Consider the following 25456-nt stretch of genomic DNA (forward strand, 5'->3'; position numbering starts at 1 on the left):
AACAAGGGCGGCCTTTTCATTTAATGATATTATACCTTATATCGTAATATTATCGATCTTAAACTTCATGCTGCCATTCGGAGCCTGTACATCAGCAATCTCACCTACGGTCTTACCCAGCAAGCCTTTTCCGATAGGAGAAGTAACAGAGATCTTGTTCTGTTTCAGATCTGCTTCCTTTTCAGAAACCAGCTGATATGTAAATGTCTTCTTATTAGCCATATTTGTAATAGTTACCTTACACAATATGGATACTTTGGAGGTATCAATGGAATCTGCTTCCACCACTCTAGCCGTTGCTATAGCACTTTCCAGAGAGGCAAGTTTTGCTTCATGCATTCCTTGCGCTTCCTTGGCAGCATCATATTCAGCATTTTCTTTGAGGTCACCTTTTTCCCGCGCTTCTGCAATAGCTCTAGCAATCTCCGCACGACCCTTGGTCTTGAGATAGTTAAGCTCCTCCCGCATCTGGTCCAGGGTCTCTTTGGTAACGTAGTTTATACCAGACATAACGTTATGTTTTAGAAATAAGAAAAAAAATCAACGCCCCCGTTTGCACAGAAGCGTTGTAAAATTGGTATACAGCAAATATAATATTTTTTACATCACCTTATCGAAATACCCCAATAAATATTGTCATATTTACAGTATTTATAATAGAAGAGGCCGAATAGTAAAACTATGTGTTAAATCACATGCAACTTCTCCAGTACGATCCTTGCCATTTTTACACTGGCTTCATGTGAATAACCTGCTATATGTGGGGTAATGATCACATTAGGCATATGTAACAGCTTCTCGAACCGTTCTCTTTCAGCAGCGCTGTAAGTGGACAGTTTTTCATTTTCAAGTACATCCAGGCAGGCCCCTCTTATTGTTCCTGCGTCCAGCGCACTGACCATGTCATCTGTATTTACAAGCTTTCCTCTCGCCGCATTGATAAACCATACCGGTTTTTTGAAAGACTGGAAGAAAGCAGCGTTGGCCAGATGATGCGTCTCTGCAGTGAGCGGCAAATGTACGCTTACTACATCCGCCTTTTCAAAAAGCTGGTCCATAGTAGCCTCTTGCACATATTTGTCACTGAAACCGGTCTTGTATTTATCATACGCCAGGATTTCCACATCGAAGCCCCGTAATTTACGTGCGAAGGCGCCTCCGGTATTACCATATCCAATGATGCCCACCGTTCTGCCATTCAGCTCAAAACCACGATTGCCGTCCCTTTCCCAGATACCCTGGCGAAGCTCCAGGTTACTTTTTTGTATATTATTCACCAGGCTTAATAACATACCCAGCGCCTGCTCTCCTACTGCGTCACAGTTCCCTTCAGGGCTGCTGGCACAATGAATGCCTTTACTTTCTGCATAAGGCACATCTATCAGTTCCATACCACTTCCCAATCGGCCTATCCATTGCAACCTGCCAGCCCGGTCTATCAAAGCTTTGTCTACCTTGATCCTCGTCGTTACGATCATTCCGATAAATTCGGAGATCCCGGCTGCTACCTCGTCATATGTAATGGAAGGCTGGTAACTTACCTCATATCCTTTCTCTTCCAGTTTATCGATCAGATAACTGTGCACCTTTGCGGTGATCAATACTTTCCTGCTCATATCATCTTGTGGGTTAAAGCTGCGAAATCGGCGATGCTCAGCTCTTCTGCCCTTTTATTAAAAATGCTGTCCTGAAGAAATTCCTTATCAAATAACGGCTTTAACGGATTTCGCAACTGCTTGCGCCGCTGGCCAAAAGCCGTTTTTACAAGTACAAAGAACTTGCGCTCGCTCGCTATATCATATGACTGCTCCAGCCGGTGGAGCCTGATCACAGCAGATTTCACCTTCGGTGGAGGATTAAAGCAGTTTTCATGTACCTCAAACAGGTATTCCACTTTATAGTAAGCCTGGATCAACACACTCAGTATACCGTATTCCTTCCCTTTAGTGGCAGCAATACGTAGTGCCACTTCCTTCTGGAACATGCCCACGACCAATGGGACCTGCTGCTTCCATTCGAGGATGCGGAACATGATCTGGGAGGAAATATTGTAAGGGAAGTTACCGATCACCAGGAACTGGCCCTCGTAAGGAGGCGGTGTATCCAGGATGCTCTCATGTATGATCTTGCCCTGTATGGCAGGATATGTCTTTTCCAGGTACTGAACTTTTTCGGCGTCCAGCTCCACGGCTTTAAACTGTACATCTGGTATTTCCAGCAGGTATTTGGTAATGGCGCCGGCTCCAGGGCCTACTTCCACTATCTGTTGACCGGGTATTACAGGTAATGATTCCACGATCTTCCTGCAGATATTCTCATCTTTCAGGAAATGCTGTCCCAGCGATTTTTTGAGTGTATACATGATTAGCCTGCAAAATTAAGGAAAACTTAGCGCAATGCTGCAAGATAGAGGTGATCAGCCTGTACAGCTTCCCGGCTATTATTCTTATATTTGCCTTATTATTTCTCAAATACGCATGAGTAGCAACACCCACACAAATAAACCGGTAATCGGCATAACTGTCGGCGATATCAACAGCATCGGCGCAGAGATCATCATCAGAACCTTTGCAGACAACAGGATGCTGGAGTTTTGCACCCCGGTGATATTTGCTTCCAATAAAACCATCAACTTCTACCGGAAGCTGATGAATGAGAACAACTTCAATTACCAGAGCCTGAAAGACTTCACCCGCCTGAACCATAAGCAGGTGAACGTTTTCAACTGCTGGGAGGAAGAAGTACAGATCACCCCGGGCGTTCTCAATGAAGTGGGAGGCAAATATGCCGCCCGCTCACTGGCAGTAGCCATCGAGTGCCTGAAAGAAGGCACGATAGAGGGACTGATCACCGCTCCTATTCACAAGAAGAACATCCAGAGCGAACAATTCAATTACACCGGTCATACGCCTTATCTCCGGGACGCTTTTGATGCGAAAGACGTGCTCATGTTCATGACGGCCGACAATATGCGTGTAGGGCTGCTGACCGAGCATGTACCCGTATCAGAGATCTCCAAATATGTCACCAAAGAAAACATCCTGGCCAAACTTCAGATGATGAAGGACAGCCTGGTGAAAGATTTCGGCATTGACAAGCCACGCATCGCCGTGCTGGGACTGAACCCTCATGCCGGAGACGACGGACTGATAGGAGAAGAAGAGATCAAAGAGATCATTCCTGCGATTCAGCAGGCTAAGAATAATGGCCTTCTCTGCTTCGGACCATACAGCGCCGATGCTTTCTTCGCCCGTGAAATGCACAGCCAGTTCGATGGTGTTCTGGCCATGTATCACGACCAAGGCCTGATCCCGTTCAAATCACTGGCTACCGGCAGCGGCATTAACTATACAGCCGGATTGCCGATTGTACGGACCTCTCCTGACCACGGCACCGCATTTGACATTGCCGGTAAGAACCTGGCAGATGCCGATTCCTTCCGTCAGGCCATTTTTACCTGCCTTGATATCCTGGAGAAGAGGGAAACATATGCGGAGAATACCGCCAATCCGCTCAAGAAAATAGAGCTGGTTTCAGAGAAACTGGCTTAAACCATAAAGAAGAAGGGAGCGCTATTAAAACAGCGCTCCCTTCTTCTTTATGATCCGATTTAGATATGAAAGGAAATAATCTCCAGTAAGCCTTTCCGCTCTCCACGATAGATATTATTCTGTCCGCTAAGAACAAATTCCGCTGCCTGCATATCATATACCTCCTGCCGATCAGCGTCCAGCAGTGATAACAGGTTCTGTATCTTTTTACGGCTGAATTGCTGCAGGCGGCTGCCAATATAACTTTCCATCGTATCCAGCATTTCTTCCGCCTTTGTCGATGAGCTGACCGACATCCCTTCCGCATGAACCATATAATCCATGAGCACTGCATTATTCTTCGTTCTCGAACAGAAGTTCCTCATGATACTCAGGAACTGTTCTTCAGAGATATAGTGCATGATACCCTCAAATACGATCAGAGCCGGCTGTTGCGGGTCATATCCCGCTTCGATCAATGTTCCCATCAGCTGACTGGTATTATTGATATCAGCCTGTAATGTATGTAGTCTGTCGTCATGGAAAGAAATAGCGGCATATATCTCCTGCTTCTCCCGCATATTGGCACTGTCCACCTCATAAATATTAGCAAGTTGCTGCTCCGGAAAATATTCTGTCAGCTGCAGGGCAAGCGGGTCCAATCCGGCGGCCAGTATACAGACCTGTTGCCGGGGATGTTGTCTCATCAACTGCCTGATCAGATACCTGATCATTTTCTTTCGCAGTAATAATGCTTCGCGGAATAAAGGGGTAATGCGGCTTAATTCATCGGCCAGATTCTTTACCTGGCTGAAATCGATATGGGCAAGATATTTTTTTCCTAACCCTTCTTCATAAAGGCTTTTGACATAGGTCAGCACAAGTGCGGAAGTAGATGCCACGCTTAGCTTGTTCACACCAGTTTTCATGGAATTTACTTTTCAAGGTTAACAGATGGCAGGGTTAATTGTTAACGCGCTAATTAAAGGTAATCCGAACAACTGATACCGTATTGCAGGATAGGAGGAATTAACATTAACATTCAGGGACAAGAAATTAACGCAATGAACGCTGCATTAATTCCTGGTCCCTGATCAATGGTCCTTATAACTTATCTTTTATTTTATTTTATCTGTGCCATCAATCCTTTTGCATATGCTTCACCCCAATGAGGGGCAATGCTGCTTGCCGGTTTAAAAGTGCTGAACTTCTGCAGAGCTACTTCGAATTTTTTCTTTGCTTCAGTTTTACTTCCGCCAAATTGTTCAGGTGTGTAGAACAACGCCTGTCCCTGCAGGAGATAAACCCTCGGATTCTCCTGGTTCGTCTGATTAGCCTTCACTAATAATTCGGCAGACTCCATACCATATTTCATACCTCTTGAAGGCGGGTCTACACGAATACGGGAAGTAGCTACCAGAGATTTGATACAATCTATCTCATCATTCTTCGGGCTGATCGCTTCCGCCTGTTCGATATTTACAGCTGCTTTATCTGCAAGATCATCTACTTTGTCATTGTCCCTCTGCATGAGCGCACTCATAACATAGCAATAGCTTGCGTAATAAAAAGGCAGCCACTGTGTTTTTTCTGCCGCGGCAATACGTTCAAAGGTGTTGCCGATCTCCAGTAATTTGTCAGGGTTAAAACTGGTGGAGTCATCCAGCATGGCTACATTCCTGCCCATGACAGCTTCATACTGTGCACTCTGCGCCATAGACGCCGATGCAAGACCTACCAACAGACAAATGGAAAACAAGATACGCTTCATTGTAAAAGTGTTTTTAAAAGTGTTAACGTGATTTATAATAGTGGTTCTAGAATGGGCTATAGATTGTTAATAACATCCTGTCTTCTGTCTATTCCAAAGTTCATGAACATACCGAGGTAAATGAACCGGGGAATGTTAGGCACGATCTCCTCCCTACGCAGCTTGTCAGAAGAATAACGGTAGCCATATACCTGTCTGAAGTTCGGTGCATTGGACACTGACAATATGAATATGGTGAACGCTTTACGGATAGAAGTCAGATAGCTGGCGCTTAATCCGATTGAATTATATGTCATTGTTTTTTCAGACATAAACTTGCTTTCCGGTAAAGTAGGATTGTAATATGGCCTTCCGGTTGAAAAGCTATACGTCACTCCTAAATTGGTAGAAATAGCAGGTATGTTATATTTATACACCAGGCTGAAAGTGTGTTTCGCAGCGAAATCCGGCTGTACTTCGAATGGATAGTTCAGGTAATTACGCTTTGTATCCAGGTATGAATAAGAGATCCAGTAATCAGTATTTTTAATTGTTTTACGGTCGCGCCAGAATAGCTCAATACCTTTTGCATAGCCGGTTCCGGAGGTTGTTGTATCCGGACTGGTCTTAACCAGGTCGTGATATTTTTTGTAAAAGGCTTCCACTCTTAGTGTATAGTTTTTAGCTACCCACTGGTATGTACCGATGTAATGTGTGGCCTTCATATATCCGAGATCGGGTTTGAAACGGAGGTATTGTTGTTCAGGCTTCTGATAGAAGTCACCGTATGCAAAAGATACCTGACTTAAACCTGTGAGTTTATAAGCGAGTGATACACGAGGCGCCACATTAGCTTTAGCAATCCTGGAAGTGTATTCTACCCTTCCCCCAAAACGTCCCACCAATCTCGGTGTAAAATAGATATCGCTTTCAACAAAGCCGGAAGTGTAGTTGTCTACATAGTTTGCCGGCCAGTTATTAAAGGCTGCCTTCTCTACACCATATTGATATTCCCCTCCAAAACGCAACAGGGAATATTGCCCCAAACCTTTTGTCAGCATTGCTTTAACCTGTGCCAGTTCTGACTGGTTCTTCACTTTGGCCGACGCACTTTTATTCAATGTGTCCAGGTCTATCTTATCGACATTTACGCTATAAGATACTCCAGCATTGAATTTCCAGTCATTACCCAGGCTCTCTTTGTATGTCAGGTTAGTATAGACATTATGATTTCTCAGCTCAAACTGCTCCTCATAACCAGGATGTTCCAGGCTTGGACGGATAGTACCCATATGGGTCTTGTTCGCGTATCCGTAAAATTTCAGCATACCGGTGTTCGAAGTCTTCCTCCTGAAATTGGCAGAACCGCCCATTATTACCGGCTTTGCGCTGAACCTGAACTTAGGTTTCAGGACGTCCAGGTAAGGCCCCAGATTTGTGTAATCAGCTTCAATACCATAGGAACCTTTTTTGTCTTTCATCAGTTCTTCTAATCCGCCGCTTATGCCGATCACTGAAGCGCCGAGTGTATAAGATGAACGCTGTGGCAAGTCTGTTGACTCAAGGATCAGAGCGGAGGACAAGCCCTGGCCGTATTGGGCAGAATAGCCGCCGCTGCTGAAGGTAGTTCCCTTGAACAGGAAAGGAGAGAAACGGCCACGGCCGGGTTGATCAGGTAAGCCGGAAAAGAATGGGTTACGCACCAGCATTCCATCAATATAGGTCTGCGTTTCATAACCTGTACCACCTCGTACGAACAGGCCCTCCCTGTCATTCGTTTGTTGCGTACCTGGTAATGTTTTCAGTGCATTAACGATATCCGCGCCCGCACCTGCAGTAGTAACAATATCGAGTGGTTTCAGCACGGTGGTCTTACCCTCATCGCTGGCTTCAAAACTACCGGCAGTGATGGTCACCACTTTCAGGTCATTGATGTTATTACGCATGATAATATTCACTTCCAGCGTTCCACTGATAAATACTTTTTGTTCCTGGTTGGCATATCCCAGCAATGTAGCTGTAACATACTGAACGCCTTTAGCATCGGTAGTAAATGAGAAACTACCATCTTTTCCACTGGTAGCGCCATCATAAGAATCCTTTATTGCAACATTCACCCCTTGTAAAGGGCGCTTTTTGCTATCGGTGATCTTGCCGGTAATGCGCTGTTGAGCCATTATGCAAACCGGTAAGAAGAGTGTAAACAGAATCAGGTTAAGTTGTTTCATGGGGGATGTTGAAATTTTAACAAAACAAAACTACTCTCATAACGGTCCCTATTCAATCCATAAAAGGCAAAAACAGGGAAGAATCTCGGTAAAAACAGGGGATTTGTCGGTAGGAATTGTGCGTAAAGATAGGGAATAAAAAAGCCCGCCGGTAAAACCGGCAGGCTAGATAAAAAAGATGTATGCTGATTAAGCGAATCTTGGTTTCAGTTCGTTTACCAGAGTTACCATACGTTTGATACCGTCTTCAGGCAGGTTACCCTTCTTGAATTCGGTCAGTACTTCCGGCAGACGCACTTCCATTTCGTTCAGGAAAGCTTCCTCGAATGCTTTTACATTCTTCACAGGAACTTCACGCAGCAAACCGTTTGTACCCAGGTAGATCATAGCTACCTGTTTTTCTACGGCGTATGGTGCGAACTGAGCCTGCTTCAGGATTTCCACGTTACGGGCACCTTTATCCAGTACTACTTTGGTAGCAGCATCCAGGTCACCACCGAATTTAGAGAAGGCCTCCATTTCGCGGTATTGAGCCTGGTCCAGTTTCAGGGTACCAGATACTTTCTTCATGGATTTGATCTGAGCGTTACCACCTACGCGGCTTACAGAGATACCCACGTTGATCGCAGGACGGATACCGGCGTTGAACAGGTTGGATTCCAGGAAGATCTGACCATCGGTGATGGAGATCACGTTAGTTGGGATGTATGCAGATACGTCACCAGCCTGTGTTTCGATGATAGGCAATGCTGTCAGGGAACCACCACCTTTTACCAGGTGTTTGATTGATTCTGGCAGATCGTTCATCTGTTTAGCGATTTCGTCTTTGCTGATCACTTTCGCAGCACGTTCCAGCAAACGGGAGTGCAGGTAGAATACGTCACCTGGATAAGCCTCACGGCCTGGAGGACGACGCAGCAGCAGGGATACTTCACGGTAAGCAACGGCCTGTTTAGACAGATCATCATAAATGATCAGGGCAGGACGACCGGTATCACGGAAGAATTCACCGATTGCGGCACCAGCGAATGGAGCGTAGAACTGCAGCGGTGCAGGATCAGCTGCAGCAGCTGCAACGATAGTAGTGTAAGCCATAGCGCCAGCTTCCTGCAGGGTTTTCATTACACCTGCAATGGTAGATGCTTTCTGACCTACTGCTACGTAGATACAATAAACTGGTTTACCAGCGTCGAAGAATTCCTTCTGGTTGATGATAGTGTCGATACAGATCGCGGTCTTACCGGTCTGACGGTCACCGATCACCAGCTCACGCTGTCCACGGCCGATAGGGATCATAGCATCGATCGCCTTGATACCGGTCTGCAGTGGTTCTTTTACTGGTTCACGGAACAGAACGCCCGGAGCTTTACGTTCCAGTGGCATTTCATACAGTTCGCCAGTGATTGGGCCTTTACCATCTATGGCGTTACCCAAAGTATTTACAACACGTCCAACCATGCCTTCGCCCACTTTAATGGAAGCGATCTGGCCGGTACGGCGTACTTTAAAACCTTCTTTGATCTCTCCGGATTCACCCATCAATACCACACCCACGTTGTCTTCTTCCAGGTTCAATGCGATGGCCTTTACACCGTTTTCAAACTCCACCAGTTCTCCATAACCAACGTTGTTCAATCCATATATACGAGCGATACCGTCTCCCACCTGCAATACAGTACCTACCTCTTCCAGGTCGGCAGCAGCATTGAAGTTGCTTAGTTGCTGGCGTAATATCGCCGAAATTTCATCAGGTTTTATCTCCACCATAATGTATGCTTTTTATAAAAGGTCGTTAAAATGAATAAATATAACGACAACAGCTTTGCGTGTACGCAGCGGCTGCTGTTAATTGTTTACTTGATTGCAGGGACGTAGATGTTCTCAGCGAACTGTTTTTTGATATCGGCCAGATCGCGCTGTACGGAAGCATCAAACAGTTTGTTATTGGATTCCAGTACAAAACCACCGATCAGATCAGCATTTACAGCTGCTTCCAGTTTTACCTGTTTGTCGGTTCCTGCCTGTACTTTGGATTTGATCAGATCCAGCACAGCTGCGTCCAATGGAACTGCGGTGGTGATCTTCACTTTGCTGATGTTTTTCAGCACATCATACTGTTTGCTGAATTCCTGCGCAATTTCCGGCAGGTTGCTTTCCCTTCCTTTTACTACCAGCAGCTTCACGAAAGCGGCAGTGATAGTATTGATGCGTCCTTCAAAGATGGCAGCAAGGATCTGCTGCTTCTTGTCAGGCTTAACAATAGGGCTTTTCAGCAGTGCTACCACGTCTGGATTGCTCTTAGACAGCTGCTGCATAAACAGCATATCTGCATGTACAGCTTCCAGCTGTCCTTTTTCGGAGGCCAGATCTACCAGAGATTTTGCATACCGGGATGCTAAACGGGGATTCTGCATATTATATTATATCTTTTAGCTTTCAAGGGAAAGCTACAGGGAAAGATAATCGTATCATCTAACTCCTGTAGCTTCCGGCTTGCCAGCCTATCGCTTTAGTTTAATTTGATTTCTCCAGCCAGTTCTTTGATGTAACCTTCCTGAGCTGCCTTGTCGGACAGTTCTTTACGTAACACCTTTTCCGCTACTTCTATCACCAGTTTACCAACCTGATTTTTAACGTCTGTCAGAGCAGCCATTTTTTGGTTGTCGATAGCAGTGTAAGCTTCGCTGATGATCTTTTTAGCTTCCAGCTGAGCTTGCGCTTTAGCTTCACTGAGGATCTGATCTTTAGCATCTTTTGCTTCCTTCAGAATCTTACTTCTCTCAGCTTTTGCTTCCTGCAGTACGTGCTCATGTTCAGCTTTCATCTGCGCCATTTCTTCCTTCACTCTTTCTGCAGATGCAATAGCGTCAGAAATTGAGGTTTCTCTTTCTTTCAGCGTAGAGAGGATTGGTTTCCACGCGAATTTCTTGAGGATGAGGAATACAATAACGAATATGAGTAACGAAATGAAAAACAAGCCTAACGCGGGCTGTAACAGATCCATGATTATGAATATTTATTTGGTTCGCAAGTTGATTGATAAGCAATCCGGATACACATCCTTTGTAAAACATTACTGCATCCATTGCCCTGTGCGCCGGATGCAGTAAAAAGTTTAGCCTTACAGCACTACTGCCAACAGACCAGCGATAACGCCGAACAGGGCAACACCCTCTACCAGCGCCGCAGCCAGGATCATGTTTGCACGGATGTCGTTTGCAGCTTCTGGCTGACGAGCGATGGATTCCAGCGCGCTTTTACCGATGTTACCTACACCGATACCAGCTGCTATCGCAGCGATACCAGCACCAATAGCACCACCAGCCTTAGCCAGACCTGCTGAAGCAGCAGCAGCTGCAGCAGCTTCAGGAGCAGCCTGCAATAAAACAGTTAAAATTGCCATAATGAATGTGTATTTATATTTGATTACTAATTTGTCCTATAATAATTAATGGGCCTTGTGACCGTCGTCATGGTGATCATGATGAGGCATTTCCATACCCTGTCCGATGAACACTGCTGTCAGGTTAGCAAAGATGAACGCCTGGATAAAGGCCACCAGCAGTTCCAGCATCATCATTACGATGTTGAACAGTACAGTGATCGGTAAGAAACCGTATCCAGCACCTTTGTTCAGGGAACCGAAGATAAATACCAGGGAGATAATACTCAGGATAATGATGTGACCAGCCAGGATGTTGGCGAACAGTCGTATCATCAGGGAAACCGGTTTGGTGAAGATACCAATGATCTCAACCGGTACCAGTATCGGTTTTACCCATCCTGGTACAGGAGGGTTAAAGATATGGCTCCAGAAATGCCTGTTTGCGCTGATCATAGTAGCAATAAAGCTGATCAGGGCCAGGGCGAAAGTAACTGCGATATTACCGGTGACGTTAGCTGAACCCGGCAACAAACCTAACAGGTTGTTTATCAATATAAAGAAGAAGATAGTCAGAATGAATGGTGTGTAACGCTCAGCGCTCAAACCAGGGATGTTTGGTTTTACCACCTCGTCGCGAATAAAGATGATCACCGGCTCCATCAGGCTCTGCAGACCTTTAGGGGCTTTCTTGGAACCTCTGGTAGTGTAAGCTTTTGCTACACTCATCATCATCCAGATCAGCAGGATAGCTGCGATGATCATAGAAGTGATGTTCTTGGTAATGGAAAAATCGTAGATCTCCTCACCGGTAGGATTATTATTTGCATCTACCGCAATGATCTTCTCGTCAGGATATTTAGCCTCTTCCAGACCTTTTTCCTCGCGGTAATGCTTGTTTACCAGGCGATAACCCTCATGGGACTCATGCCCATGGTGGAAAGCAGAAGAAGAAAAGGAGGAAATTCCTTTATCCTTGTTGTAGATGATAACCGGCAAAGGAAGCGTAACATGTGTTTCTCCCAGACTGAACAGATGCCAGTCATGTGCGTCTTTCACGTGGCCAAGAAGCACTTCCTTGGCATCAAAACCCTTCTTCTCCTCTTCATGAGATTCGGAAGTATTCGCAAACGTACTAAAACCACTTATGCTAAGTGCAACAATAAGGGCTACCAGTCTATATTTGGACAGAGTGTAGGAAATCACCGTTTTCTGAAATTTTGCGCAAAGATAGCAGTTTTATTATCAAAAAGGTACGCGACTACGAAAAATATGTACAACTAAAGAGGGACCGCAAAATACGGTCCCTCTCGTTCATAACATATTGAATTATTTACTTAAATGAAAGATATTTCTGCTCAACTGCCACACCTCAGATTAAAGAAATCCCCATTCTGACAAGGACACCTAAATACATGTTACCACATTTAACTTATGCCACTCCCGCCTGCTTGAACTGCATGCTGTGTAACTTATAGTAAAATCCTCCCATTTTAAGGAGTTCCTCATGAGTCCCCATTTCCCTGACCTCGCCTTTATCCAGCACGATGATCTTACTGGCCTTGCTGATGGTAGAAAGTCTGTGAGCGATGACGATAGAGGTCCGGTCGGATATCAGCTTATCGATAGCCTGCTGGATCAGCATTTCTGATTCTGTATCGACAGAAGATGTCGCCTCATCCAGGATGAGGATTGACGGGTTGTACAGTAGCGCGCGGACAAACGAGATCAGCTGACGCTGTCCCAGGGACAAAGTGCTCCCCCTCTCCATCACCTGGTAGTCATAACCGCCCGGCAGCTGCATAATGAAGTCGTGCAGGCCTATCATCCGGGATGCTGACTCTACCTCCTCTTTCGTAACAGCGGGATTACGAAGCGTTATATTCTCATATACAGAGCCCGCAAACAGGAACACATCCTGCAATACCACCCCTATCTTACTGCGCAGCGCAGACAATGTATAGTCCTTAATATCAGTGCCATCTATCAGGATACGGCCTTTTTGTATGTCATACAGCCGGTTCAGGATACTGATGATCGTTGTTTTGCCGGAACCTGTATGTCCTACAATAGCGATCGTTTCGCCAGGACGGGCAGCGAAGTCAATGTCTTTCAACACATATTCCGCATCTTTATAGGCAAAGTAAACATGATCGAAAGTAATAGCGCCTTTCATATCCACGGCATCTTTTGATCCTGTATCGGCGATCTGGTCGTCGCTGTCCATGATCCGGAATACCCGCTCACTGGCTACCATTCCCATTTGCAGTGTATTGAACTTGTCGGCCAGCATACGCAGCGGACGGAATAACATGTTCAGGTACATGATGAAAGCGATCATCACACCCTGTGACACTTCGTAATTCAGTACTTTATTGGAGCCCCACCATACCATCAGGCCAAGAGAAATAGCCAGGATGATTTCCACTACAGGGAAGAATACAGAATAAGCAAAAATTGCATCTATGTTGGCGGTCCGGTGTTCTTTATTGATCTGTCGGAACCGTGCGTATTCACGCTTTTCACCAGTAAAGGCCTGCACGATCGCCACACCTGTCAGATGTTCCTGTACAAACGCATTCAGGGCTGATACCGCATTCCTTACGCGATAGAAAGACTTGTTCACACTTTCCTTAAAAATATAAGTCGCAATGATCAATACCGGGAAGGGGGAAAGACTGACAAGCGTAAGACGCCAGTCTTCCACAAACATTACGACCAGGATCGCTATGATCATCAGCATGTCGGCTATGATGGAGATCAGGCCTTCAGAGAAGACATCGTTAATGGCCTCAATATCATTGATAGTACGTGTAGTAAGCGTACCTATCGGGGTCTTGTCAAAGAAACCAAGATTAAGATGTACGATCTTCTTGTATACCGTTACCCGGAGATCCTTTATCACAGACTGTCCCAGCCAGTTGGTGAGATAAGAGAAATAAAAGCGCATCACCGTTTCCAGCAGCAATAGCAATACCTGGATAATAGTAATGGTGATCAGCATCTGCATAAGCTGACCGGATATGTATTTATCTACTGTTAGCTGTATCAGGTAAGGCCTCATAGGTGAGATGACGGCGAGTAATACCGTCAGGAACATCGACATATAGAACGAGCGCCTGTATGGAACTGCAAAAGTGAATATCCTCCTTAATAAGCTAATATCAAAAACCTTCTTGACCGCTGTATTTTCCACCGTACAAAAGTATAAAGAAAAAGCCCTCCGGCAATATTGCCGGAGGGCTTTTTCTTTATTTCACAATTCGTTTACTTATCCTCTTTCATGATCTGTTTATAGGCCTTGATAAAGATCGCTCCCAGGTTTTTGTGTGGCGGTACATAGTCGCTGAACAGCTCTTTATTGCGGGCGTCTCCTGCAAACCGTTTGCCGAGGCTAGCCCACATCTGTACCCAGTCTACATTCTTACCACTGCGAATGGTTTCGTCCAGCGTGCGGATGATCGGTTCATTCACGAATCGGGTACCTACCTGTTTAGAAGAGATAATATGTGCTTCCGGCGATTTCTGCAATACAATGGCCAGATTGTGATAGCCACCACAGGAACCCAGTACTACAATCTTGGCAGAACTTTGCAGATTGTCGAGGGTCGTATTCACATGATAACTATGACCACGATGGATGAACACTGTCGGATGAATATCGTTCTCATCGAGATATTCACTCAGCTTTTGAATCGCAGTTTTATCTTCCGGCTCCTCCAATGGAAGATTGGCAAAAATAGTGATCGGCTTACCCTTGATAGACTGAATGGTAGTCCAGAATTTATTCCTGCTTATTTTCCATTCACTTGCCGGGAAGTTACCCATAAAGCTTACATAAGAATCATGGCCATCTTTATCTCCGTAGAAGAACACCTGCTGATAAACCATACCGCTGTCGCTCAACAATGCATTATATGTCACGAAGTTGATAGGCGGTAACTGTAATTTTGCGGCCATCTGGCTCGCTTTAGTAGAATCACTGCCTTTATCTGTTTCCGTATCGAACAGGCTACCTAACAGTTCATAGATCACCGTACCTCTTCTTTCTTTCTTACGGGACACGAATATGTAATTCTTCTGCACTTCTTCACGCAGGAAAGCCAGCAGTTTAGGATCGCGGATACTACCGAAAGAGTTGGCTACGTCAACCGCATCTTCCAGGTCTTCCGTCTTTTCCAGGCTGCTTACATATTTCTTCATGAGGTAGTTCGCATTTTCAGGAGCCATGGATTTCAGGAAGTTGTCCAGCGTATTAAAGCCGGCAGCCATAGCGATGAACTTCTTGAACCTGTCAAATTCCACCAGCATCAGCAAACTATCTCCACGTGCCGGTTTCATACGTGCCATCATCTGGTCATAAAGACCGGCGTTGCTGTGATTGGTATAACTGGATGTGTATAACTCTTCCTGACCATTTACGATCAGGTAATAAAGCTCTTCAGGCGTAAAATCTTTCACTATACGGAAACGCACATTCGCCGGCTCTTCATGCAGGTCATTCATTTCGCGGATGTAGTGCAGAGAACGGGCCTGCAGGTTTTCCAGCATTGCCTTCAGACCGATGATGTTTTCACCGTTGTTCTTACGGCTTTGCAACGCGATGGCGCTCTTTACCAACTGTTTGAAGTACTGGTCTTCATTATCGACAATAGCAGACAGCTTTTCTACAGTAGTAGTACCAGCCATCAGTTCATCGATGAACGGCAGTATCAGGGTGGATTGCCCGGAGTTACCTATCTGAACGATCAATTGTACGATCGGGTCCTGGTTCTTTTTGATAGCAGTAGCTACGGGCGTATATGAAGTAGCATAGGTCAGTACCTGATTCGGATATTTCCGTGCAACCGCTGCTATCACGGAATCTGTAGCCGGATATTCCAGGTAGTTGCCTATTACCGACATTACGGTGGCCAGGTTATTAAATGCAAATTTTGCAAACAAAACGCCACGGGCGTCCTTGTATCCCGGATTGTCGCGGAAAGGTTCGATCATCTTCTCACCGGCATCATAAGACAGGTTCTGCACGTAAGGCAGAATGCTGCCCCCCTTAATATCGGCCTTCATCATATCACGATAAGCCTGCACCATGGAAGGCGCTTCTTCAGGCGCTATTTTGCGATAAGTACGCTTGTTGTTATAGTCATGGATCATTACATACAGACCCGAAAGATATTTTATCTTTAGACGATGGTCCAGCGTAGAATCCAACTCAATCTGGGTCTGCATATCGTCGATCTGTTTGATCAACGCATTTGTAACCTGCAAATTCAAGGTCTGATCGTCTGATATGCGTACCAAATCATCTGCCTTACCGTCAAATTTCAAGGCAGCAGCCTGTTCTTTATCAATGTTATCGTGGAAACCGATTCTTCCGATAGGTATTTCAACTTTTTGCGTTTGTGCATGCAGCAGGTTATGGAAACCGGCTAGCAATAAGATAACAGTTATAATTCTTTTCATTAATATAAATATGCTTTACTCTTACTTATAAAGCTAGTATAGCAAATTTACTACCAAAATACCACAGCACCGCATTTCCGGCCTTATTAGCGTACTTTTAGGCCTCCAAAACAGTGAGTGTCATATGCAAACGTTTATTAGCGATATGTCAGGGAAATCATTCCCTACATCAGAGAAAGTACATTGCCGCAGCGTCAGCAAAAACATATTGGAAATGGTCAGGAAAGACCATCCGCATATTTCACCCAAATCCCATCTGGCCATCTCCGAACTGAACGAATACCGGCAAAAGTACCTGGAGCACCTGTTTGCCAAAGAGATAGGCGAATTAACCGAAATGGAAAAGATGGTCCTTCAAAAGCTAAAAGAACATGAAACCCTCACTGATAAACTGGATGACGGGGATAACTCCACTAATTTCACATTCGGACAGCGGGTGGCCGACAAAATAGCCAGCTTTGGTGGCAGCTGGACCTTCATCATCATGTTCCTCACGTTTATCCTGATCTGGATGGCTCTCAACATCTACTGGCTGGCCAATAAAGGATTTGACCCCTACCCCTTTATTCTGTTGAACCTTATTTTATCCTGTCTGGCTGCATTACAAGCGCCGGTCATCATGATGAGCCAGAACAGGCAGGAAGAGAAAGACAGGCAAAGGGCTAAAAATGACTATATGATCAACCTGAAATCGGAGCTGGAAGTGAGGATATTGCACGAGAAAATAGACCACCTCATTCTTCATCAGCAGCAGGATATGATGGAAATACAGCAAACCCAGCTGGAAATGCTTAATGAAGTTAATCAGGCATTAAAAAAGATTGCTGGAAACGATAATAATCAGAAACATACAAATAGCGGACAGGCTTAATAATACTATTTTCGCCTTGCTGCTTCCATAAAAAATAGCGTACTTTTGTATAGCTGGTATCCCTCTGCTGTTGTACTTTACGATCGAATTAACAATTAGATAATGTTAACTTTTCATTAATAGCGGAGGCGGCGTTATAATTTTGTGCCGTCTTTAAAAGTCAATTTATATGATAGACCAAGCGGTTGCAGGTAAAATTTTGGTGGTGGACGATGAGATTGATATTCTGGAAATAATCAGCTACAATCTGAAATCAGCCGGATACGATACAATCACGGCGAAAGATGGCAGTGAGGCTGTTCAGAAAGCAAAAGTGTTCCGCCCCGACCTTATCATGCTGGATATCATGATGCCGAATAAAAACGGTATTGATACCTGTCGCGAGATCAGAAAGATCCCTGAATTTAAAGATACCATGGTGCTGTTCCTCACTGCACTGAACGATGAAAAATCAGAAATAGATGGTTTGAACATGGGTGCCGATGACTATATCGCTAAACCTATCAAACCAAAATTGCTGGTAAGCCGTATCAACGCCCTTTTCCGCCGTTTGCACAAACCTGAAGATATGCAGGTGCAACTGGGAGATCTGATCATCGACCGCGAAAAATTCACAGTGACATACAAAGGTCAGGAAATCATCCTGGCAAAGAAAGAATTTGAACTGCTGCAGTTACTGGCGTCAAAACCCGGCCGTGTGTTCCTCCGTAACGAGATACTGAACCAGGTATGGGGTACAGAAGTAATAGTAGGCGACCGTACCATCGACGTGCATATCCGTAAGATACGGCAGAAGATCGGTATTGACCTCATTACAACCGTTAAGGGCGTGGGCTATAAGTTCGAAATGTAACAGGCGCCCGCTCAGATACTTACAATTTAACCGTTATTCTTCTACTCAGAGATGCGCAACAGGGCATTGCGTGTCCAGCCTCGTGTGTTATGTCAAGTGAAAAAATTGGTTTAATTTCCCGCTATTATAAAGATTACTCATTATGGAGTATGTTTAAAGCCAAGAATCTTTCTCCACAAAAACTGGCAGGATTTACTGCCCTTATACTTTCGGTTATTATTACAATGGGCACCCTATTAATAAATGCTCACTGGAAAATAGTACTGATCGCGTTTATACTCACCTTCCTGGTGTCTTACTACTTGTACCTGTACACGTTGCAGAACTTCATCTACAGGAAAATAAAACTCATTTACAAATTCATTTATCAGACCAAAGCTTCCAAAAGGGAAGAGTTCTTCAACAAGAACATCCTGCCCCTGAAAACGATCGAAGAAGTAAGTGAAGATGTTGAAAAATGGGCCAGCCAGAAGAAGGAAGAGCTGGATATGCTGCGCCGAAATGAAGAATTCCGTAAAGAGTTCCTGCTGAACCTCAGTCACGAACTGAAAACGCCCATATTCGCCGTACAGGGTTATATCCATACGCTCCTTGACGGGGCATTGGAAGACCCGAACGTTAACAAACTTTTCCTGAAAAATGCTACCAAGAACATTGACAGACTTTGCCGCCTGATTGATGACCTGGATGAGATCTCCAAGCTGGAAAGTGGGGAAATGACCATCAACGGTGAGAATTTTGTGATCCAGGAGCTTATCAAGGATGTTTTTGACACACTGTCCCTTAAAGCTAACACTAAGGGTATAAAGTTCAATGTGAAGAAGGGTTGTGAGGCGCCTATCCATGTACTGGCAGACAAAGAGAAGGTAAGGCAGGTACTGATCAATCTGGTGGATAATTCCATCAAATACGGCCGTACCGACGGTCATACTGTAGCCAGCATCTATGTAATGGACGATAAACGTGTGTTGATCGAAATATCAGACGATGGTATCGGGATAGCGGAGGAACACCTCCCCCGCGTATTTGAACGTTTCTATCGGACAGATAGGGCTCGCAGCCGTGATATAGGTGGTACCGGCCTGGGGCTGGCTATCGTAAAACATATTATTGAAGCCCATGGTCAGACTATTAACATCCGGAGTAAACCTGAAATAGGCTCCACCTTCGGCTTCACCCTGGAATCGGGCGAATAAATATCAGAAACGATATTGCAACCTGCAGGTAAACACATTGTCAGGTACGTCGTCAGTATATCCCTCCAGGGAGGTTGACTCATTCTTCACGTAATCGTAGTACAGCATAACCTTCATATTGGCATTGAAATAATGCACAAAGCCGAGTCCCAGTGTATTATAACGAATATCTGCCGGGGTCATTCCACTATTTGCAGCGCCGACTTCCATCCCTTTTACTTTTTTGTTGGGATCGTACCAGTCGTACTTCATTACTATCAGGTTCATCGGACTACCCAGGTTCTGTAACAGGTAGAGGTAAGCTCCATCAAAATTCCGGATATAGAGAGGCGCATTCACACCTCCGCTAACAGGTATCGTACCAGGTGTTTCTGTGGTACTGGCCGTTGCTGTTTGGGAACCACGCATGTATTCTAACCTGATCTCCGTAGCACCCTTATTTTTCCCGTTAGGCACCTTGAATTGGACATCTGTGCCGTAATAATGCCGGGGAGCGATCCTTCCTTTATTTGTAACTGAGGAGTCAACATAAAAAGCCGGTTTATCAGCGTCATGCCCCATTTTATAAATATATTGGGTAAACTGTTCCATTCCCCCGTACAGCATGGAAACTGCTCCCGACAATCGCCAGTTCCTGCTGTTGAGTTTAATCGGTTTTACCGCCACACGGGTAATAAAGTCTTTATGGCTGTCGAAATCGCTGGTTGCAGTCAGTCCCTGCCCATTGAATAAGCCGGCGTCTATCTTCAGAAATTTTAAAGGGTGGTTGGGACGGCGGGGCTCAAAAGTAACCATAGCGCCGATATCGCGTTCAGTTCTCATCAGGATCTGCGACATACGTCCACGTTCCGGCGTTTCACGGTCACCGGAAGACAGATTCACTTCATAGCTGAACGGACGGGCAAACATACCTGCTGTCAGGGAAAAGACGTCCCACTTGTTTTCGAAAATGCGTCCAAAGAAATCACGGATAAACACGCCCCTTTCCGTACCATCAAACTGAAAAGCAAACTGTACTACGGGCATACGCGCCTCATCATACCGTGTGTAATCCAGGCGGAAACGGCCACGGCGCAGCGAGAACCTGTTATCTACTTCATTAGGAAAATTACCGGCGGCATAGCTATTTATACCCTTTGAGGAGGCATACTGGAATTGGGGTTGAATATACCCGCTAAAACGCACGGCGTCATACTTCTGATATAATGAGAACATACCTTTTCCTACGCTGGTAGTGGTATCTATCATATCCATCAGAAACTGTGCTTTGGCAATACCGGAAAAGAACAAAGGCAAGCAAATGATTGCCATATGTTTTAGTCGCATTCAGGAAAATTTGCGCAAAACAACGGAAAAAGAAATTGATAACAAAAAGATAACGACTCTAAAACTGGAGATAGATCGGCATCATAGGTTCAGAAGACTTCACCTGTACCAGTAACCAGATGAAAACTACCATGATCACCACGCTTCCCACCACCGGAACACGTGACAGGGCCTGTTCCGTGAACAGCTCTGTGCGTTTCGGCAGGAAATGCAATATAAAACCCAGCAGCATAACCCAGAATACAGCCGTATAGCCATTGTACAGTTCCAACCATACTTCAGGCTGGAAATCGTATACTACCTGGTGCAATAAGGCCCAGGCGTCCTGGAAAGTAGCTGCCTTAAAGAATACCCAGCAGAAGCAAACAAAGTGGAATGTGAGCAGGATACCGCCTATTTTCAGCAGTGTGCCCGGCCACCCGGTAACACCTCCCCCACGCTTTTTCAGCCAGTCCAGTCTCACTTTATCTACCGCCAGTGCACTGCCGTGCATTGCACCCCAGAAGATGAAGTTCCAGCTGGCCCCATGCCAGAAACCGCCGATCAGCATAGTCAGGCCCAGGTTAATATACTGGCGGACCTTCCCTTTACGGTTCCCCCCCAGCGGGATGTACAGGTAATCCCTTAACCAGGATGAAAGCGAAATGTGCCAGCGGCGCCAGAATTCAGTGATACTGGAACTCTGGTAAGGAGAATCGAAGTTTGGCGGGATCTTAAAACCAGTCCATCTGGCTATACCCAGTGCCATATCAGAATAACCGGAGAAATCGCAATAAATGATCATGGCATACCCATATACACCTAACAGGCACTCCAGTCCAGTATGTTTGGAAGGATCGTCAAAAATATACTGAACGAAATTCTGATTAATGAAGTCGGAGATCACTACCTTTTTGAATAACCCTCCTAAGATCAGGTACATCCCTTTCCCTATATCCTCTGAATCAAGTACATAAGGCTTTGAGATCTGTGGAATAAAATCTGCCGCCCTTACAATAGGTCCCATCATCAGTTTAGGGAAGAATGACAGAAAGAAGAGGTAGTCCATGAAATTGTCTACCGGCTTTATTTCACGCCTGTACACATCAATGGTATAACTGAGGTTCTCGAAAGTATAAAAAGAAATACCGATAGGCAACAGCAACTTCAGTGGCTCTATCTTACCCAGGTGCAGATCATTGGTGATACCGATAAAGAAATCGGTGTATTTGAAAAAGAACAATAGCCCGAGGTTAAGAAAGATACTCAGGATCAGTAATGCTTTCTGTTCCCGCTTGCTCTCCGAATCATATATGTATCTGGACAGGTTAAAATCAACAATGGCAGAGAGAACCACCAATCCGACATACATGCCGCAGGCTTTATAGAAAAAGTAAAGGGAAAAGATAGTAAACACCCATACCCGTCCTTCCTTACTACGGCCTACCGCCAGGTAGCAAAGCAGGAAGAAGGCAAAGAAATAAAAGAAAAAAGCGCTGTTGAACAGTATAGGATCGTCTTTCTGGTATTGTAGAATCTCCAGCAGCTTATTCAAATCAATCATTCAGCTAAAATTTTATGGGTCTTTTCTACTTTTAAAAATTTATCATAGCTATTACGTAATGCCTCATATAAGAGTTTGCCCTGCAACTGGTAACCTCTTGCATTGAAATGGATATGATCGCCAGACCATCCACCTGCAAAGCTTTTCATCATCGCCTTGTTCACACTATTGAAATTCCAGCAAGCCAGCCCATTCTCCCGGCAGTAACTCATGATCTGTTGAGTTACTATTGCTATATAAGGATTAGGATAATATGCCACGCGGTAATACGTCTTATATTTCTTCCCCACTTTTCTCCTGTACGCCTTTTTGCTCACCCGTTTACACTCCGGTGGCGTTGTCAACACGATACATGCATTCGGCTGATATCTTTTTACCATCTTCACAGCATCATCTATCTGTGCACGGAATGCCGCAGCATTCAGGCTGCCATAAGCCTCATTAGTTCCCAGGGAAATGATCACCAGCTGTGGCTGCATCACTTCCATTTCCGCTATCAGCGTATTATTGTTTTCATTGTAATGCTGGAACATGGCACCATTGATCCCTACCGCGCTATATAACACTCCATTGTGACCATTTTGCAGCAGTGCTCCGTAGAACCTGAAAGGCTGTGCATTCTGCCTGTCCCACCTTACCTGAAAGGACTGAACGGGCGCAGGGAATGTCAATGACGCCTTTCTTAATGTAGGCCGTCCTCCTTCGAATGGAGCAGGGGAAATATCCACACCGGCTCCTGGTACACTGATGGTAGAATCGTCTGTGCCCGGATCAAAGAATAACTCAGCCTGACGAATATTATTGTCCATCCTGTCGTCATCCTGCCTGCCATTGAATGCCAGCGTAGGCGCATCATTTCTGGACGTAAGGACTATTGCACCCGGTCCCAGTATATCAGTGGATTTATTCCTGTCAATGATCTTATCCGCTTCCCACCTGCCTGTACTATTCCAACGATAGTCGGAGGGCCCGTTAGTGTTAGCCAGATTATATGGGAAAACCCATCCTCTGCCTGCGCTCCCAAAATCCTGTTGCAGGAAGAAGGCTGTAGTGAACGGAAAAAAGCCCGCCTGTATATGAGAGTCCCCTAAGTGTAAAACAGATATAACGTTGCTATCAGCGTTACGTAAGGCACCAAAGAAACGGTACAGGGCTGTATCCTGTGATATGCCATTGCTTTGGCCTACAGCAATACTGCTGATGCCAGTTAATACTCCCGTTAATAAACAAATGATCCATTTTTTACTCGTGTTCCAACTGCTTATATTCATCCATCATCGCTTTATACAGCAGCGCCCCTATTCTGGCCGCTCCCTGTCTGTTAAAATGAGTGTAGTCCTTATTTGCCAGCACCGGATCGCCCTCCACCCAGCGTGTCATAGAGTTCTCTCCACCCATGGCTGCATAGAGGTTCCAGTAAGCTGCACCATGCGTTTTAGCCAGTTCATGCTGTACCTTCACCAAAGCAGTCACACCTGGTGCCGTTATATAAGTTCCACTTTTCTTGTATGATTTATCAGCCGTAGTTATTACGAGGAAAGATGTATTTGGCAGGTCGTTACGTAAGGAATCCATGACCTTTTTCATGGGACTTCCGTACCATTTATAGTCAGTCAGTTCCGGCTTCCACAACACATTTGCCCCGTAATGCAATACGATCAGATCATAGGGATGTTCAGATTGCATTTGCTGTAATAGCTGCCCGGATAATTTACCGAGTTCTATACCGCTGATACCACGGAAAGAGTAATTATCAACATATACACCGGTATCGCCTTCAAAGCAAACACCATACAATGGCGCAACACTACCACCTGCCCACTTAATCGTTACCTGTTTTGCAGAATCCAGCTGCAGTGACAGTTTATTAACCGCGCGTTGTCCGGAAAGTGCATATGCTTTATTGTTCACAGAAATGTTGCCAGAAGAAACGGGACCATACAACACACTAACCTGATCAAACTTATTCAGACCACGTTTTTTAACCGGCTGGTACCTGATCCAGCTGTCTTCACCGGGAACAAATGTATGTCCCGATATACCCAGATAAAGATTGGACGGTGGTAACTGCTTATAACTGTAGTCCTTCCAATCTTTAGAGAATGTATGTGTGATGGTGGTCCTGAATCCTGCTACTACAGAAGTAACCGGCACAAAACCAACGCCTTCCCCTCCAAACAGATGTTGCAAGCTATCCCGCAGATCTTCTGTGATCAGGTCACCTTCTATCATGGAGTCGCCAAAGTAGGCAATCCGTACTTTCTTTCTCTTTTTTGCTTTTAACTCATCCAGCGCCATGAGGAAATGCTGCATTCCTGCTTTTGCATTGCTGTCGGCTCCTGTGGGAGGCAGATAGTTGATGATGCCAGTATAAGTAGTGAAATTGTGTAAGTGATCAGGATCTGGAATTGCAGGTGTTGCAATGGAATCTGTACCTGTCGTTGCAGAATCAGCCGGCACGTCAGTAGCGGCTAAAGCGTTGTCTGTATCAATATCTTCTGTGGGAGAAACCAATGTATCTTTACGTACATCAGCCAGCAAGTCCAGGGGACGGGTTACAAAATTCCGAAAGGAGAAACTGTTATTGATGAGTGACAGCGCCACTAAACATAATAAAGTCCCCAAGATGATATAGAGTGGATAGGCAGCTTTGTTTTTGCCGGACATAATTGCTGAATCTGATTTGTTCGTATAAAACTACAGACTATAAATTAACTTCCGGTATATGCCATTTGCTCATCCAGTTTGTATAATTTATAGCGACTGATCATGCTTGTTACTCTCTTTACCCATTCATGCCCTGCGGAAGAATAACCTCCGTGATTCATGTGTTTGAGCCAAAGTTTGTATTCAACGTTTCCCTTCATTGAAGGGAACCATTTTTTGCGGGTTACCATGTTGGCAAAGTAGTCGAATGAGGCCTCTGCGTTGGCAAACTCTTTATATCGTGATCTATAGACCACACCTTTCTTCTTATGAAGACTATTACGTCCTACGATCCCAAAATGATTAGATAATAATCTGGCATTCTTACTTGTCCCCATCCCCGATTCCAGCATCGCAATGCCTAATATTACACTTGCAGGGATACCTGTCTCATTCATGATATGAATAGCAACAGGCTTATATTTATTCACATAGTTCGTAGCGTAACGCTGTGAAAAAGCCGTATTACTTATAAACAAAAGTATACCTAGCAATGCACAAAACCATCCCCTGCAAAACATTTTCTTAGATGTCATGGCAGAATTGTTTTTTGTACCGGCAATATAGTTGAAATATTTGTACAATATGACTATAACTTATTAAAATTC

General features: G+C 44.9%; 22 protein-coding genes. 4 read left to right on the forward strand and 18 right to left on the reverse strand.

The window, feature by feature from the left end; translation table 11 throughout:
* Positions 1-36: 36 nt before the first annotated feature.
* The 3 genes from greA to rsmA all read right to left on the reverse strand — a co-directional run bounded on the left by greA (position 37) and on the right by rsmA (position 2362).
* A complete protein-coding gene (gene greA, locus C7475_RS08660; RefSeq protein ID WP_110052975.1) occupies positions 37-510 on the reverse strand; it encodes a transcription elongation factor GreA in 474 nt (157 codons plus the stop codon).
* 176 nt (positions 511-686) lie between these two features.
* Positions 687-1616, reverse strand: coding sequence for an NAD(P)-dependent oxidoreductase (locus C7475_RS08665; protein ID WP_110052976.1), 930 nt, complete (start codon positions 1614-1616; stop codon positions 687-689).
* Entirely contained in the window at positions 1613-2362 is a 750-nt protein-coding gene (rsmA, locus tag C7475_RS08670; RefSeq protein ID WP_110052977.1) for a 16S rRNA (adenine(1518)-N(6)/adenine(1519)-N(6))-dimethyltransferase RsmA, read from the reverse strand. The genes C7475_RS08665 and rsmA overlap by 4 nt, the downstream gene beginning before the upstream one ends.
* A gap of 115 nt (positions 2363-2477) precedes the next feature.
* On the opposite strand from rsmA, the gene pdxA reads away from it, so the two are divergent.
* A complete protein-coding gene (pdxA, locus tag C7475_RS08675; RefSeq protein ID WP_110054014.1) occupies positions 2478-3551 on the forward strand; it encodes a 4-hydroxythreonine-4-phosphate dehydrogenase PdxA in 1074 nt (357 codons plus the stop codon).
* 59 nt (positions 3552-3610) lie between these two features.
* Here the strand turns inward: pdxA and C7475_RS08680 are convergent, their stop codons facing one another.
* The 10 genes from C7475_RS08680 to C7475_RS08725 all read right to left on the reverse strand — a co-directional run bounded on the left by C7475_RS08680 (position 3611) and on the right by C7475_RS08725 (position 16353).
* Complete coding sequence (locus C7475_RS08680) at positions 3611-4459, reverse strand: class I SAM-dependent methyltransferase (protein ID WP_110052978.1); 849 nt, start codon at positions 4457-4459, stop codon at positions 3611-3613.
* 194 nt (positions 4460-4653) lie between these two features.
* The gene (locus tag C7475_RS08685) at positions 4654-5301 is read right to left on the reverse strand and encodes a hypothetical protein (protein ID WP_110052979.1); all 648 of its coding nucleotides are present in this window, start codon (positions 5299-5301) and stop codon (positions 4654-4656) included.
* Between the two features lie 56 nt (positions 5302-5357).
* Positions 5358-7508, reverse strand: coding sequence for a carboxypeptidase-like regulatory domain-containing protein (locus C7475_RS08690; protein ID WP_110052980.1), 2151 nt, complete (start codon positions 7506-7508; stop codon positions 5358-5360).
* 189 nt (positions 7509-7697) lie between these two features.
* On the reverse strand, positions 7698-9275 hold the full coding sequence (gene atpA / locus C7475_RS08695) for a F0F1 ATP synthase subunit alpha (protein WP_110052981.1): 1578 nt from the start codon (positions 9273-9275) through the stop codon (positions 7698-7700).
* Positions 9276-9361: 86 nt separating this feature from the next.
* The gene (gene atpH, locus C7475_RS08700; RefSeq protein ID WP_110052982.1) at positions 9362-9922 is read right to left on the reverse strand and encodes an ATP synthase F1 subunit delta; all 561 of its coding nucleotides are present in this window, start codon (positions 9920-9922) and stop codon (positions 9362-9364) included.
* 95 nt (positions 9923-10017) lie between these two features.
* On the reverse strand, positions 10018-10512 hold the full coding sequence (gene atpF, locus C7475_RS08705) for a F0F1 ATP synthase subunit B (RefSeq protein ID WP_110052983.1): 495 nt from the start codon (positions 10510-10512) through the stop codon (positions 10018-10020).
* A gap of 117 nt (positions 10513-10629) precedes the next feature.
* Positions 10630-10911 (reverse strand): ATP synthase F0 subunit C, encoded by a 282-nt coding sequence (gene atpE, locus C7475_RS08710; RefSeq protein WP_012788904.1) that lies wholly within the window; start codon positions 10909-10911, stop codon positions 10630-10632.
* A gap of 45 nt (positions 10912-10956) precedes the next feature.
* Positions 10957-12096, reverse strand: coding sequence for a F0F1 ATP synthase subunit A (gene atpB, locus C7475_RS08715; RefSeq protein ID WP_110052984.1), 1140 nt, complete (start codon positions 12094-12096; stop codon positions 10957-10959).
* A 226-nt stretch (positions 12097-12322) separates the two neighbouring features.
* Positions 12323-13996 (reverse strand): ABC transporter ATP-binding protein, encoded by a 1674-nt coding sequence (locus C7475_RS08720; RefSeq protein ID WP_233259799.1) that lies wholly within the window; start codon positions 13994-13996, stop codon positions 12323-12325.
* Between the two features lie 161 nt (positions 13997-14157).
* Complete coding sequence (locus tag C7475_RS08725; protein ID WP_110052986.1) at positions 14158-16353, reverse strand: hypothetical protein; 2196 nt, start codon at positions 16351-16353, stop codon at positions 14158-14160.
* Between the two features lie 124 nt (positions 16354-16477).
* On the opposite strand from C7475_RS08725, the gene C7475_RS08730 reads away from it, so the two are divergent.
* The 3 genes from C7475_RS08730 to C7475_RS08740 all read left to right on the forward strand — a co-directional run bounded on the left by C7475_RS08730 (position 16478) and on the right by C7475_RS08740 (position 19273).
* A complete protein-coding gene (locus C7475_RS08730; protein WP_110052987.1) occupies positions 16478-17224 on the forward strand; it encodes a DUF1003 domain-containing protein in 747 nt (248 codons plus the stop codon).
* 169 nt (positions 17225-17393) lie between these two features.
* Positions 17394-18077, forward strand: a complete 684-nt coding sequence (locus C7475_RS08735) for a response regulator transcription factor (protein WP_106600547.1) — start codon at positions 17394-17396, stop codon at positions 18075-18077.
* A 149-nt stretch (positions 18078-18226) separates the two neighbouring features.
* Positions 18227-19273, forward strand: coding sequence for a cell wall metabolism sensor histidine kinase WalK (locus C7475_RS08740; RefSeq protein WP_233259800.1), 1047 nt, complete (start codon positions 18227-18229; stop codon positions 19271-19273).
* 3 nt (positions 19274-19276) lie between these two features.
* Here C7475_RS08740 and C7475_RS08745 read toward each other — a convergent pair whose 3' ends face one another.
* The 5 genes from C7475_RS08745 to C7475_RS08765 all read right to left on the reverse strand — a co-directional run bounded on the left by C7475_RS08745 (position 19277) and on the right by C7475_RS08765 (position 25384).
* Entirely contained in the window at positions 19277-20584 is a 1308-nt protein-coding gene (locus C7475_RS08745) for a porin (RefSeq protein ID WP_199236196.1), read from the reverse strand.
* A gap of 73 nt (positions 20585-20657) precedes the next feature.
* Positions 20658-22142, reverse strand: a complete 1485-nt coding sequence (locus C7475_RS08750) for an MBOAT family protein (RefSeq protein ID WP_110052989.1) — start codon at positions 22140-22142, stop codon at positions 20658-20660.
* Complete coding sequence (locus C7475_RS08755; RefSeq protein ID WP_110052990.1) at positions 22139-23413, reverse strand: GDSL-type esterase/lipase family protein; 1275 nt, start codon at positions 23411-23413, stop codon at positions 22139-22141. The genes C7475_RS08750 and C7475_RS08755 overlap by 4 nt, the downstream gene beginning before the upstream one ends.
* Positions 23385-24809: a hypothetical protein gene (locus tag C7475_RS08760; protein ID WP_110052991.1), complete on the reverse strand. Its 1425-nt coding sequence runs from the start codon at positions 24807-24809 to the stop codon at positions 23385-23387. Before C7475_RS08760 ends, C7475_RS08755 begins: the two co-directional genes overlap by 29 nt.
* Before the next feature lie 44 nt (positions 24810-24853).
* Entirely contained in the window at positions 24854-25384 is a 531-nt protein-coding gene (locus tag C7475_RS08765; RefSeq protein ID WP_146217513.1) for a glucosaminidase domain-containing protein, read from the reverse strand.
* Positions 25385-25456: the final 72 nt, after the last annotated feature.

Source organism: Chitinophaga sp. S165 (assembly GCF_003182155.1).
Taxonomy (GTDB): Bacteria; Bacteroidota; Bacteroidia; order Chitinophagales; family Chitinophagaceae; genus Chitinophaga.

Coding starts and splice junctions, on each gene's coding strand:
- C7475_RS08745 (WP_199236196.1), bottom strand. CDS start 20,584: ATGGCAATCATTTGCTTGCCTTTGTTCTTTTCCGGTATTGCCAAAGCA.
- rsmA (WP_110052977.1), bottom strand. CDS start 2,362: ATGTATACACTCAAAAAATCGCTGGGACAGCATTTCCTGAAAGATGAG.
- C7475_RS08730 (WP_110052987.1), top strand. CDS start 16,478: ATGCAAACGTTTATTAGCGATATGTCAGGGAAATCATTCCCTACATCA.
- atpA (WP_110052981.1), bottom strand. CDS start 9,275: ATGGTGGAGATAAAACCTGATGAAATTTCGGCGATATTACGCCAGCAA.
- C7475_RS08765 (WP_146217513.1), bottom strand. CDS start 25,384: ATGACATCTAAGAAAATGTTTTGCAGGGGATGGTTTTGTGCATTGCTA.
- C7475_RS08685 (WP_110052979.1), bottom strand. CDS start 5,301: ATGAAGCGTATCTTGTTTTCCATTTGTCTGTTGGTAGGTCTTGCATCG.
- C7475_RS08750 (WP_110052989.1), bottom strand. CDS start 22,142: ATGATTGATTTGAATAAGCTGCTGGAGATTCTACAATACCAGAAAGAC.
- pdxA (WP_110054014.1), top strand. CDS start 2,478: ATGAGTAGCAACACCCACACAAATAAACCGGTAATCGGCATAACTGTC.
- C7475_RS08690 (WP_110052980.1), bottom strand. CDS start 7,508: ATGAAACAACTTAACCTGATTCTGTTTACACTCTTCTTACCGGTTTGC.
- greA (WP_110052975.1), bottom strand. CDS start 510: ATGTCTGGTATAAACTACGTTACCAAAGAGACCCTGGACCAGATGCGG.
- atpE (WP_012788904.1), bottom strand. CDS start 10,911: ATGGCAATTTTAACTGTTTTATTGCAGGCTGCTCCTGAAGCTGCTGCA.
- C7475_RS08725 (WP_110052986.1), bottom strand. CDS start 16,353: ATGAAAAGAATTATAACTGTTATCTTATTGCTAGCCGGTTTCCATAAC.
- atpH (WP_110052982.1), bottom strand. CDS start 9,922: ATGCAGAATCCCCGTTTAGCATCCCGGTATGCAAAATCTCTGGTAGAT.
- atpF (WP_110052983.1), bottom strand. CDS start 10,512: ATGGATCTGTTACAGCCCGCGTTAGGCTTGTTTTTCATTTCGTTACTC.
- C7475_RS08755 (WP_110052990.1), bottom strand. CDS start 23,413: ATGAATATAAGCAGTTGGAACACGAGTAAAAAATGGATCATTTGTTTA.
- C7475_RS08735 (WP_106600547.1), top strand. CDS start 17,394: ATGATAGACCAAGCGGTTGCAGGTAAAATTTTGGTGGTGGACGATGAG.
- C7475_RS08665 (WP_110052976.1), bottom strand. CDS start 1,616: ATGAGCAGGAAAGTATTGATCACCGCAAAGGTGCACAGTTATCTGATC.
- C7475_RS08680 (WP_110052978.1), bottom strand. CDS start 4,459: ATGAAAACTGGTGTGAACAAGCTAAGCGTGGCATCTACTTCCGCACTT.
- C7475_RS08720 (WP_233259799.1), bottom strand. CDS start 13,996: ATGTCGATGTTCCTGACGGTATTACTCGCCGTCATCTCACCTATGAGG.
- C7475_RS08740 (WP_233259800.1), top strand. CDS start 18,227: ATGTTTAAAGCCAAGAATCTTTCTCCACAAAAACTGGCAGGATTTACT.
- C7475_RS08760 (WP_110052991.1), bottom strand. CDS start 24,809: ATGTCCGGCAAAAACAAAGCTGCCTATCCACTCTATATCATCTTGGGG.